Source organism: Methylobacterium aquaticum, assembly GCF_001043915.1.
Taxonomy (GTDB): domain Bacteria; phylum Pseudomonadota; class Alphaproteobacteria; order Rhizobiales; family Beijerinckiaceae; genus Methylobacterium; species Methylobacterium aquaticum.
In genome coordinates, this window is record NZ_LABX01000072.1 from 1 (window position 1) to 12,024 (window position 12,024).

At 66.6% G+C, this 12,024-nt stretch carries 8 protein-coding genes; 3 read left to right on the top strand and 5 right to left on the bottom strand.

What is annotated here, in order from left to right:
* Positions 1-61: 61 nt before the first annotated feature.
* Positions 62-1,275 (top strand): IS3 family transposase gene (locus VP06_RS10275; RefSeq protein WP_156295531.1). Its coding sequence is split into 2 segments (ribosomal slippage): positions 62-341 and positions 341-1,275, totalling 1,215 coding nucleotides; the frame shifts between segments, so codons are not numbered across the junction.
* 270 nt (positions 1,276-1,545) lie between these two features.
* On the opposite strand, the gene VP06_RS10280 is transcribed toward VP06_RS10275, so the two are convergent.
* Both VP06_RS10280 and VP06_RS10285 read right to left on the bottom strand, forming a co-directional pair.
* Positions 1,546-2,067 carry a hypothetical protein gene (locus VP06_RS10280; RefSeq protein ID WP_048463678.1) on the bottom strand — a complete coding sequence of 174 codons (522 nt, stop codon included), beginning with the start codon at positions 2,065-2,067 and terminating at the stop codon, positions 1,546-1,548.
* A 333-nt stretch (positions 2,068-2,400) separates the two neighbouring features.
* A complete protein-coding gene (locus VP06_RS10285) occupies positions 2,401-3,648 on the bottom strand; it encodes a PGN_0703 family putative restriction endonuclease (protein WP_245291133.1) in 1,248 nt (415 codons plus the stop codon).
* Between the two features lie 113 nt (positions 3,649-3,761).
* Here VP06_RS10285 and VP06_RS38585 point away from each other — a divergent pair, with 113 nt between their 5' ends.
* Entirely contained in the window at positions 3,762-3,896 is a 135-nt protein-coding gene (locus tag VP06_RS38585; protein ID WP_280950198.1) for a hypothetical protein, read from the top strand.
* Positions 3,897-4,166: 270 nt separating this feature from the next.
* On the opposite strand, the gene VP06_RS36185 is transcribed toward VP06_RS38585, so the two are convergent.
* On the bottom strand, positions 4,167-4,748 hold the full coding sequence (locus tag VP06_RS36185) for a hypothetical protein (RefSeq protein WP_156295532.1): 582 nt from the start codon (positions 4,746-4,748) through the stop codon (positions 4,167-4,169).
* Between the two features lie 113 nt (positions 4,749-4,861).
* Between VP06_RS36185 and VP06_RS10290 the strand changes: the two genes are divergently transcribed.
* Positions 4,862-10,468: a hypothetical protein gene (locus VP06_RS10290; RefSeq protein ID WP_048463679.1), complete on the top strand. Its 5,607-nt coding sequence runs from the start codon at positions 4,862-4,864 to the stop codon at positions 10,466-10,468.
* A gap of 417 nt (positions 10,469-10,885) precedes the next feature.
* On the opposite strand, the gene VP06_RS10295 is transcribed toward VP06_RS10290, so the two are convergent.
* Both VP06_RS10295 and VP06_RS10300 read right to left on the bottom strand, forming a co-directional pair.
* Positions 10,886-11,590: a hypothetical protein gene (locus tag VP06_RS10295; RefSeq protein WP_048463680.1), complete on the bottom strand. Its 705-nt coding sequence runs from the start codon at positions 11,588-11,590 to the stop codon at positions 10,886-10,888.
* The gene (locus VP06_RS10300) at positions 11,587-11,937 is read right to left on the bottom strand and encodes a hypothetical protein (RefSeq protein ID WP_245291134.1); all 351 of its coding nucleotides are present in this window, start codon (positions 11,935-11,937) and stop codon (positions 11,587-11,589) included. Before VP06_RS10300 ends, VP06_RS10295 begins: the two co-directional genes overlap by 4 nt.
* Between the last annotated feature and the right edge of the window lie 87 nt (positions 11,938-12,024).

The window sequence follows — 12,024 nt, forward strand, 5'->3', positions numbered from 1 at the left end:
CGGCTGGGATTGCCCCGGATCGGTGGACACCGAGAACGCTTTCGCGTGAGGTGTTTTTGCCATGCCGAGAACCCGTCCCCCGTACCCGGCGGAGTTCCGCCGCCAGATGGTCGAGTTGGTCCGCGCCGGACGCGATCCGACCGACCTCGCCCGTGAGTTCGAACCGTCGGCCCAAGCCATCCGCAACTGGGTGGCCGAGGCCGACCAACTGGAAGGCCGCCGGGAGGTGAAGCCTCCTGCCGTGGAGGCCGCCCTGTCGGCGAGCGAGCGCGATGAACTCCTTCGGCTGCGGCGCGAGAACCGTCAGTTGAAGCTGGAGCGCGACATCCTCTCTCGCGCGACAGCCTGGTTTGCGCGCGAGACCGGAGTTCTGCCGTCGGGATCTTCCGGTTCATGAGCGCGAACCAGGCGCACTTCCCGATCGCCGTCATGGCGCGCGTGCTGGGCGTCTCGAAGGCCGGGTACTACGCTTGGTCCGGCCGTCCCCTCTCGGCGCGGGCTCAGGCGGACGAGGTGCTGCTCCGGCGCATCCGCACGATCCACCTGGGCTCGCGCCAGACCTACGGCTCGCCACGGGTCCAGGCAGAGTTGCGTGACCAGGGTGAGGCCCACAGCCGCAAGCGCATTGCCCGGCTGATGCGCCAGGCGGGTCTCGTCGGGGCGTGCCATCGCCGCGGCGGGCCGGTGACGACGCGGCGCGACCAGGAGGCTCGGCCGGCCCCGGATCTGGTTGACCGCAGCTTTGCGGCTGACGAGCCCAACCGGCTGTGGGTCGCGGACATCACCTACATCCCGACGAGGGCCGGGTTCCTCTACTTGGCCATCGTACTCGATGCATTCAGCCGCCGGATCGTTGGCTGGTCCATGGCGGATCATCTGAGAACTGAACTGGTGCTGGACGCGCTCGAGATGGCCGTCGGCCAGAGAAAGCCACGAGATGTGATCCACCACTCGGATCAGGGTTCGCAATATACGTCGCTGGCCTTCGGCAGTCGCTGCCGCGAGGCGGGTGTGCGGCCCTCGATGGGCTCGGTCGGTGATGCCTACGACGACGCCATGGCCGAGAGCTTCTTCTCAACCCTGGAATGCGAGTTGCTCGCCCGCCGGCGCTTCCACTCCCGGCCCGAGGCTCGCATGGCCCTCTTCAGCTACCTCGAGGGCTTCTACAATCCAGTGCGGCGACACTCCGCCCTAGGCTACCGCTCACCCCTCGTCTACGAACAGGAGCATCGCCCAAAACCCGCAACCGACACCCTGGTCAGCCAAGCCCCATAACCGTCCACAGAAACGGGGCAATCCCAGATCAGGTTGACTTGCCCGTCCCGTTCGCCGCGCATGCGCAGCAGAAAGCCGCGTTCGAGGTACGCCCCGACCATGTCCTCCCGCATGGTGATCTGGTTGGCAGCGTGATGCTTGACCTTACCGGGAGCGGCGTCGGTCACGGGGGCTCGCTCTTCAGCGAAAGTCGCGTCGCGATAGTCGGCCACGCCGTAGACAACCATTGAGCGCGGGGCGAGTCGCGCATGGACTCGCCCCGCCTTGGAGTCAGCGCGCTTCGGCGCGCGCGACGTAACGCTCAAATGCGGACGTCCATTGCTTGTGAAGACCGCAGCCGTCAGCGCTGTACCACGCCGAGACAGTGGGGTGGCGGATGAGCAGCTGGACGAACGTGACCTTTGTCTCTTCGCCGAGCATATCGCACAGCTCGCTGAGTTCGTCGAACTTGACGGTGAAGCTGGCCTCGTTTTCGCCTTCGCGCTGGTCGTCGAAGTATAGGCCGACACTGAGCTGGATGATGGAGTTTGGCTTGTCGCGGTTGTAGCGAAGCCGGTATCCGATCTCGTCCCCGAGATTGTTCTCAAGGACGATCTTGTTCATGGCGTCGTCGTGCTCGTAGGAGACGACACTCAGCTCTGGCGGTACGAACCAGCGCAGGAAGGAGTTCGGGTCGCGCCACGCGCGGTATGCGTCGTCGGCTTTGGTCTCCAGGCGGCAGGCCAGGTAGTGGTCACGCACCTTGATCTTTTTGGCGATCTTGGCCAGCGATATTATGGGATCTTTGCTCACGAGACAGCTCCATTGTGACAGTTAATTGCCGCCTTGCACTTAGGTTTGCGGGGCAACTACTGTTATATAGTTTTGAGCATCGCGGCCGTACACACAGACAGACTGCGTGGTGTTCGTGTCTGTGAGACCGCATCGGCGGCGCGTCAGCGTGATCCGCCTGCACGGCTGTGCTGCCGGCAGAGGGGGGGCGGCCAGTCCGCACAAAGGCGTCTGTTGGTGGTAGGTCGGTGGGCATCGTCTTGTGAGGTGCCCCGACACGGCGCGCGCGTCGGGGAGAGAGTAGTGATAAATGCGGTCGGTTCCGACGGCTTGCTTACATAAGCCAAAGGGCTGTCAGGCAGCGATGTCCGCCGCCGACGTTGTGGTGCGAGCGCGGTACGGCCCGTGAGGCGTACGAACCGCCGTGCCTCCGTTTGATGGTGAGGCCTTGCCCACAGGGCCGCGAGCTTTAGTCAGTACTGCAGGCGACGGCAGCGTGAAGGTGTGAGAGGTCGATGCAGCCACCGCCGCTGCTGCGGCGAGGTCGAGTTCGCCGTCGACGAGCCACCAGTCGGTGTAGCGGCGGTGAAGGGCGCGGGCGTGGTCTGGGAGACCGGCGGTCGCCATAGCCGCGAATGCGTGCTCCAGCGTCGTGGGCACGAACGGTACTGTGCCCGTCTGGGGGTCCGTGAGGTGGCGCCGGTAAGTCGCTGCTGCGGTGTGCGCGGACTGGTTGTGGGCGGGGGCGATGAAGACCAGGGTCGCTGTGTCCGCGAGCCCGGCCGTGAGCATCGCGCTCGCGAGGCAGTGCTGGCGGAAGAACTGCTGACAGGTGGCGCTCGTCAGGGTCGGGGCGTCGGGGTCCACGAACAGGCTCGGGGTGGCGTGCGCGATCTGTGTGTGCCGCGGGTGGGGTGGGGGCGCGGGCTCGTGGCCGGGCTCGCTGTACTTGATCTCGATGCAGATCAGGCTGCTTGCGCCGGTCGCGTCCCGGCCGCGCAAGACGACGTCGTAGGCGGTGCGGTCGGCCGTGAAACGCGGGTCGCCGCGGCCCGGGCTGTGCTCGAACAGCACGTCCATGACCTCCGTCAGCGTCCCCGGCAGGAACTCCGTGACGAAGCGGGTGGCGAGTTGCGGGTCGCGGGCGAGCAGGCCGAACAAGTTGAAGGCTAGCGGCTGCGAGGAAAGCAGGTTGGTCTTGAGGCGGTCGATGTCGTAGGCCGCGCCCGGCTCGCGGTAGGCGAGCGCGCGCGTGACGACCGGGACGATGTCGGGATGAAGGAAGTTGACGCCGAGCGCGCCGGCCGCGGTCGAGATGCGTGAGCCGAGGCGGCGGGGGCGGTGCGGCTCGCGGCGGTTGACGTGGGTGCCCATCGCGAGGCCGCGGTCCTCGCGCCAGAGTGCCTGGAGGAAGCGGGCGGCGGCCTTGAAGCGGTGGTCGGCGGGCACGAAGACGTGATGTCGGCGGCGGGCCGCCTCGGGGATGAGGGGCACGCGGTCGATCGGGCCGAGGCCGCTGGGGTCGAGGAGCGCCTGGGCGGCGGTCGCGAGCGGGGTGATGTCGTCGGCGGTGGTGTGTGGCAGGGCGGCGGCGATGTCCATCGGGGTGGTCCTGGGTCACAGCCACGGGATGCGGCTGGACCGGGGTTCCCGTTAGGAGCAGCAGAATGAACGACTTAGGAGGGGGTGCGGCGCGAATTTGTACAAGGCAACCGATGCTCAGTGTGGTCCATGCGGATGCTTTGGCGCGGTCGCCGATTGAGGAGCTGCTCGGCCAGGAAGCGGTGGGGGTTGCTGCCACCTTCGTCGTCTTCGGCGGCACCGCAGGTGTGCTGGCGGTGTCGGCGTAGGGGTGGCTGGCGCACGTCATGCGCCGTCGCCATCCGACCGGCTGTGTCGTATCGCCCCCGGTCTAGCTGTTGTTTCGGGGAAGATAGTACGTTCGACTATTGGGATGCACTTGGTGCCGTGCGTCAAAGCGCCAGTGGTTGAAGGCCGATTCCCACGTGTTGACTTGCGAGTGTGCAGCTGGCGGCATCAGATGGATCGACTGTGGGATGTTCTCGCGCTCTGGTGGTCGGATAGGTTGTCTACAGGCTCTGACCGTGCGAGCGTGGATCCTACCCCTCCTCGCCAGTACGTTCGAGGGAAGGGAAGTTCGACAGAGGTAAGATTTGGCCAGGATCAGGAATAGACCGGCTGCTGAGCCCGGCGTGCCACTGGCTGAACGCTTGCCTCCCTCTTCCCCGGTACATCGGTGGCCTGACCTGTTCGAACTCTCCGAGTACGACTTCGAGGAGTTGTGCGAGGAATTGGTAAGATCGCTTGAGGGCGTTACGCGGGCCGTATAGAAGAACCGCCGTGGGAATCCGCAGTTCGGCGTTGACGTCGAAGGCTACTCGGCTGCGCAGAAGCCGTTTGTCGTCCTCTCGGCGAAGCGTGAGCGGGGGCCGACGAAAGCCAGGATTGGTCGCTGGAGTAACGACTTCCTGAAGCACCTCGGCGGCCATTGGGCGGCGAAGGGTGTCGAGCGCTTCATTCTGGCGTGTGCAGACGAACTCAGGGGCGATCAGGTCAACGCGCAGATCACGGACGACACGAAGCTCTTCGCCGAGCACGCGATCGCCTACGAGGCATGGGACCGCAAAGAGATCGTGCGGTTGCTGCGGACACGTCGGGATCTGGTCGAGAACTACCTTCATCCGGCCTGGGTCGAGCGGATTTGTGGAGTCGGCGCTACCGCCCCGCCCCGTCTCCCCCGCTCGCGGGCGCGAGCGGCCAGCAGCACGGGAACGTTCCCGGCGCCATCCCGAACATGTCGAAGCTTGCAGCCCTCGCCGAGCGGTTGGCCGAGGGGGCAAGGCGCGAACTCAAGATGGCGATGGACGAGTCACGTCGGGGGCGCGCCGCGGCGCTCGATGCGTTTTTGGGCCGGATCCGCACCGACGCTGTCCAGTGGGACGCACTTCCTGACGGCGACAAGGCCAGAATCCTTCGTTTGGCTGCGGCGCGAGCCCTCGCGCACAACGATCGATCGAGCGCGCGGCGGCATGCTGACGATGCCGCCGCTTTCCACGAGCCGGAGGACCGCGCGCTCGAAGCACTCCTCCTGCGATCTGAAGAGCGGTCGGAAGAGGCCCTTCGGCTGCTCGCAGACCCGGTAAACGAGGCGGAGCGGCACACGCGGGCGGCCATCCTGATCGAAGTCGGTCGGTCGACCGAGGCGCTGTCAGTCCTCGGAACCGACGATCCCGTCTCCGCCGCTCCTGTTGACGCGGAGGCTGTGCGCCTCACGGTGCTCGCGTGGGTGCTTGAACGACAGCCACAGACTGCTTTGGATGTCTCGGCACGCGCTCGCTCCTCGATCACCCTGGACGACGCGGGTGTCGCCTGGGCGGAGGCTGTTGCCCACTTCAACGCCGCTCTCGCGAACGGCGTCGTGCCAGACCTCGGCGCCTTTCCCAATCCGGTCGACCGGTCGCTCTTCCGCCAGGATGCCGCATCCCTGGGTCACCTCGACGAAGCGGCGCGCCGCTTCTCGGAACTGGCTGGAAGCGTCGACGCCTCGGAGCGTGGCGATCTCGAAGTCTGGCACCTCGCTGCGATATCGTCTGACCCTACGCGGGGCGAACAGGCTGAGATGCTGTCGCGTCGCCTCCTCTCGCGGGCTAATCCCCATCCCGGCGCCGTGGCCTGGGCGCTCGCACGTGGGTACGAGGTCAACTCCGACAGGATCCGTCGCTCGTACCGCGATCTCGTTGCAGCGGACCGAGGGACGGCCTCCCACCTCGCGGTGCTCGCTGGTCTAGAGGTGTCGCTCGGCCGACTGGACCGGGCTGAGCGTCTGCTTGAGGAGGAAGGTGGGCGGTTCCCTGGCGCGAACGACCGCGCGCTCGTGCGGTTCTGGGTCGAGCAGATTGGGCGCGCGAAAGCGGGTGGGCAAAACCGACTGCCGCTGCCGCCAGAGCTCGAACGACTGTTTGGGGATGCGCTGGCCGGCGACGAAGTGGCGGCAGGCAACCTGGGAGAGCGCCTGACGGAAGCTGGGACCGATGGTCGGATCGTCGCGCAGTTGGCTGAGGTTCTTGCGCGGGCCGGACGGCATGCCGCGGTCTTGAAGCTTGCCCCCCAGTTGTTGGGCTTCGGCACAGCGCGGGGTGTCACGCTCGTCGCGCGGGCCGCGTTCTTTATCGGTGACTGGCGTCAGACCTTGGACACGCTGCGCGATGGAGCGGCCGTGTTCGTTGGTGGTCGTCTACCCCATCCGCTGATCCGCCTGCAGTCCGAGGCGGCTTTGCGGCTTGGCGATCCCGGAGGTGCGCTCGCTTACGCCAGGGCCGCCGTCGCGGTCGACCGCGGGGATGCGGCTGAAGCGATGCGGGACCTAGCGGTACTTCATCATCAGATCGGGGACGTCCGCGGCGCCGCCTCACAGCTCCGACGGCTCGGGGACGTCGAGCTTCTGCCTGCGAGGGAGGCGATTGTGTTCGCGCGGGACATCCGCGGCCACGATCCCGACTTGGCGCGCCGCCTGCTCCAGCGCGCTGGTCGCGATCTACTGGATCCTGGCGTCGTCGCAGAGGGCATGCGGCTCGCTCTCGACATCCGGGCTGATGATCTCGCGCGCGACGTGTTCGGACCAGCCTTCCGACGACTCGCCGCCGAGCCGGACGAACAAGCCGTCATTCGCGTCCTCGACGCCGAGAGCGCGGCAGCCGCAATACACGACGCGGCCAGGACCTTTGAAGAGGCCTGGAGGCTGTGGCTCGACGCCGCTGTCCCGATCCATATCGCATTCGGCGAAATCCGTCCCGACGTCATTGCCACGCTTTTCGATGGGCGGCGGGACTTGAACCAGGAGGCGTTCGCGCCGCTGCTGGTGCGCCCGGGTAGGCCGGACGCGTCGCTCGAGGATAGCAGCGGTATTAGTGCGTGGTCGCTGACGCTCGACCTCACGGCGCTGCTCCTGGCCGACGCCCTCGATCTGCTCGACGTCGTAACCCAGGCCTCGGCAGCTATTCTGCTGCCGCCGAGTGTCCCGGAGGCGCTTCGGATCCTTGAGGATGCAGTCCGACCCATCCAGCCGCACGTGCGGGACGCCGAAGCAGTGGTGAACGCGGCTGTCCGCGAGGGGCGCATCGCGACAGTGCCGGACGACGATTTTGGTTCGCGACGGGTCGTGCGTGAGCGAAACGACCCATCGGCAGGACCTCGCTTCGCGGACTTGGCTGCGACCCTGCGGGACCGGTGCGGTCTTCCGCGGGATCGCATCGACGGGTTGCTCGGGAACGAACACCCTCCCGGCGATCCTCGCCTTCTCGACCCAGGCATGTCCGTCGTTGTTCACGCGAGCCACCTCGTCCAACTCGAGACCGCGGGTTGCCTCGATTCCGTCTCGCATCACTTCGGGCTAGCTGTGCGCCGTGCTGAGGCGGACACGCTCGCGCGCGCGGTGGCGAACCACGGAAAGGCCCGGGCTTGCGCCGAGCGGATCGCCCGCCTGCGCGAACGCGTGGCCGATCATCTCGGCCGGAGGGCGTGGTCGTTCGTCCCGCAACAGGTCGGTCCAGACGGTGTTGACCACTGCTCGGCGCCGGAGCGCTGTCTGCGTGAACTCCTAACGCCGCGGCGGGATGACGGGAACGATGGGCGCATCCCGACAGCCTGGGTCGAGGATCGTGTCGTCTCGGGATTCAGCGCGACCGAGAACCGTACGGCCATCGTCACCGTCGTCGAGGTGCTCGCCGCACTCCAGCGGTCGGGACGACTGACGGACGCGGATTTTCTCCTCCGCTGCGGGACGCTTCGGCGTCTGGGCTACGCTTTCCTTCCCTTCCAAGAGGAGGAGGTCACGACCGCTCTCGCTGCGGCGCCTGTCGAGGACAGCCGAGTGGTAGAAACCGAGGCGCTCACGACTATCCGACGCCACCTCGCGCTCCAGATCGAGTACCTCGCCCATGCGTCCGTCAATGCTGGGCTCCGTCGCCCGGACGGCCGCGTCGACGATTCCGGCATTGTCGCCCATCTATTCGGACTCTGGCACCGCACGCTGCCGAAGCTATGGTCCCGGTTCCCGGGCGATCGTCGACGCCGGCACGCCGCTGCGGCATGGGTCCTCACGAACCTGCGCATTGAGACTGCGGTCGTCGGATCGCTCGCCGAGCGTGCACCCGAAACCCTCGAGCATTTCCGTCTGCAGTCGTGCGCGTGGCTCATCGTCCAGGCGGCTTTCATTCCTGTGGCATCCGTGGCAGGCGACGCAGCGGGGCCGGCACGTTGGGAGGTATGGCAAGACCTCGTCAGTGACTACGTCCGCTTCGTGCTCGCGGCTGTCATCCAGCCCTTTGCGGAGGCGCATGAGGGCAACTCCAAGGCTATCGTTAGAGCACTCGCCGCTTGGGCACGCCAGGCGGCAGCCCCCGTGCCCGCTATGGTAGAAGGCGTTGGGGAAGAACGCGCCCGATCTGCCATCTTGGCTGTTCTTAGACTGGTTCTCGTCCAACTTCCCGTGGAGTGGCTCGAACGACTCGCGTCGGAGCCGGGCTTCACCGATACCTTCGGCGCGTTCGTTACGCAGAGGGCCGAGATCGGACCTTTCGCCTTGCCCGTCGAGCGCCTCTGGCCGGCCATCGAACGCGCCCTTGCCGATGGAGAAGCTCGCCTCGTGCTGGACGAGCCGAACGGTGAGGCGGTCGTCCGGTCTCGTGTAGCGGATGATGGTCTGCCGCGCATCATCGTCGAGCCAGGGGAAGCCGAACTAGAACTACGGGATCCCACCGTGGCCCTCGCTCACCCCGACGAAGAAGTCCGTAGGCTGACGCTTGACCGTGATGTGGATTGGCTGGACGGGACCCCGGAACGCCGACGGCAGATCGCCGCCTCCATCGTCCGAGAACGGGACGTAATCCGGCGTATGGCAGCCTTCGAGCGCGTGCGGGAAGCGAGCCTGGTCTGGCGCCTGCGGAAGATCGGAGCGTGTCTGCGCGACCAGACCGCGATGGACTGGTCCCTGCTTGAGCCGCCATCGCCAGACAGCGTCCGGGACCACCTACGCCTGGACCCGGGGCGCGACGGGCCATCATCGGTCGACGCAGCCGACGTGGCAGTATCCCGCCTCTTGGAGGAACTGCCGGTTGAGTTCGCTGCCGCGCGCCTAGCTGGCCTGGTCGCGCCCCTCCCGGATACGTTCATGGCCGCACTGGCGCGCTGGCTGGAGGCCGAGCCCGAGGAGATCGTTGGGAGCTTCTACTCGACGCCGCTCAGAGCGCGATTGGCGGCGCGAGCCCTCGTCGTTCACGGGGCGGGTCGCGCGGGTGCGGTTGGGCGACACCTCGCACTACTGGCCGAAGCTCTGGAGGACGGGTCGGCGCTGTTCTGTGCGGTGCTGCGCTGGGTGGTTCGGGAGACTGCACGCCGAGGCGACTGGCAGCCACTTACCTCCGAAGACCGCGCGGCGCTCGCATGGATCTATGCGGATCTTCTGGCTGCCACGTTGCTCGCTGCGGAAGTCGACCGCGCCGGAACCGCGCAGGTGTTCGAAGAAAGGAGCGAACTGGTACCTAGCGATCTCCTCAGGAGGTCGAAGCGCTCGCCGAGCCTCGCCGAACGGGGTCAGCGCCTCTCGACACGCGCGTTGGCAGGCGTGATCCTCGGCGATGTGCTTGTGGGGTTACGACCCGACGAAGGCCCTTCCAGCGAGGAGCGCGAACGCCTCCGAGCCCTGTGCGCGAGCCCAGACGGACCATATGCGGCACCGGAACTGCTCGGGCTGGGCCGCCCCGGCTGGAGCTGGTTGGATGCCGATCCACTCCCGATCCTTGCCCAGCATCTGGACGCGTTCGGTCCGGAGAATCTTACCGGCCTTGACCGGCGGCGCAGGGTCGAACTCGTCGCCGGAGAGCTCGCGCAGAACTTGGGTAGTGACGTTGCAGGCCTTCTCCTTGTGTTGATTGGCGTAGACGCTCTCGATCCCTCGTTCGCTGTCGACCTCTTGACCAGGATGCGCGCCGAGATTTCCTGCGAGGTGATCGCCGAGCAGGAGACGCTTGGCAGCCTGCGTACCGAGGCCGCCCTTGTTGACGCATGCGGCAGCGAAGCCGGACCGACGGTCGCGAGAGCGAAGGAGACCGCGAAGCTCCTGGGAATTCGGCATCGTGGTGCGCAGTTAGGTGTGCGGACCGACGACGGTGCGGATACACCCGCCGACCGGCATATCCATTCCCTGCTGGAAGTCGCGTGGACGCTCACAGATGCCGCCGACGGGCGGCTCGCGATCTTCGCCGACCTAGCCGCTTCGTTCGTCGCCTGCTGGCCCGAAGCGCGGGTCATCGTGGCGCCGCTGATGAGCACCCTCACGAATGTGCTTCCGATCGCTACTCTTATGGAACTGCAGCCGCAACTAGAGCGAATTCGTCGCCTCTAGCCGGCACCTTGGCGTCGGGCCGAGCTGGAGGTCGTCAGGTGCTGTCGAGGCTGCATGTCGGCAGAAACGAGCCGTCGAGAAGTGCCAAGTTTCAAACACTTGGCGCTGTCTGTTTCGGTGGGGAAACCGCGATGTTCTGTGTCGGGTAGTCGGAGCTGAGGTCGGACTGGTGTGGATCTCGGGTGCAGCTGGCCGCACGAGCAGGGTGGAAAGGGCGCTGGGATTGGGGGCCACCCTGCCGAGGATGGCCGGTGGAAGCGCCGTAGACAATGAGGCCGGCCTGCCCAGCTACCTCGCCTGCCGCCGGCGGGGGTGATTTTCGCTGTGATGTAGTCGTCGCGACAGCCGCAAGGCAGCCATAGAGGTGGTCGCCCTTCGCAGCGCTACGGACCCGTAGCTTTGCGGTTGACCGTGCTCTCAGCGGTCATCGCCGTCGACGTTCTCCGCCTGTCGCAGGCGCCAGATTGGTACGCGGTTCGGGTCGAGCCGGATGCGCCGCTCCGCCATGAACCCGCTGAACGAGGACGTCGCCGACAGGACTGCGTCCCCGATTGCCAGCCGCAGCCGCCGCTGGCTGCTCTCCTCAACGTCGTCCGTCTCGCGAAGCAGACTCCGTACGCAGTAGAGGTCGACCGTGCCGCCCACGATGAGCGCACTGGCGTTCATGGCATGGTCGGGAGCCTCGGTGTGGCACCACAGCCAAAGCAGGTGCTCTGCGCTTGCCAGCCGTGCTTGGACGCCGAACCACGGGCAGGTGATCGCCTCAGCCAGCAGCTGTGTCTCGACTGAACAGGTGCTGGGCCTCAGTGTCAGGACGATGGGATGCTCGCACGTCCGCGGGTCCATGTGTGCCGCGAATCGTTCCTGGGTCGCTCGTGTGAGGACCGCGATGCGTTCGTGCTCGTCTGCATCGAGAGCTACGACGATCTCAATCTCGCGTACGGAGCGGGCCTGCTCATGAAGCGCCAGGGCGATGCGACCGACCACGGCGTAGCTGAGACCAGCCGCATCGAGACCCCCGATGATGTCGCGAAAGATGGCCGGCAGCATGCCGGGCGTCGGGTTGCTGAGGTCGTTGACATCGACCAGTAGCGCCTCGATGTCTGCAGAGCTGGCGGTCATGTGAACTGCCCTCCGTCCCGGGTCCGATAGTGCGCGTCTGAGCGCACCGTGTGTCGCTCGCCGGCGAGGCCGAAAAGCCGGAGGATGTTGGTGACCGTCTCCGGCCGTTGCAGGTGCCGGTCGGCGTAGAGAGTGAAAAGCGCCGGTTCGCGCATGTAGACTACCCGCCCGCGCGGGAACGCCTCATACTCGTGATTCACGATGGTCGGCGGCAGGCCACGGCGGCGCAGCGCCGTGGCTCCGAGCTTGCGCCATGCTTCCCAGACCTCGTGGTGCCCGCGCGGGTGGGTGAGGCAGTCGCCGTAGATCTCCGCTTCGGTCATGGGCGTGCGGTCGGTGACCAGCACGGTGCGTCCGCCGTCCGGCACGCCCCAGAAGATGCCGACGCTCGGTGCGGTAGGTCCCGCGTTGTCGGAGTGCTCCAGCCGGCATCT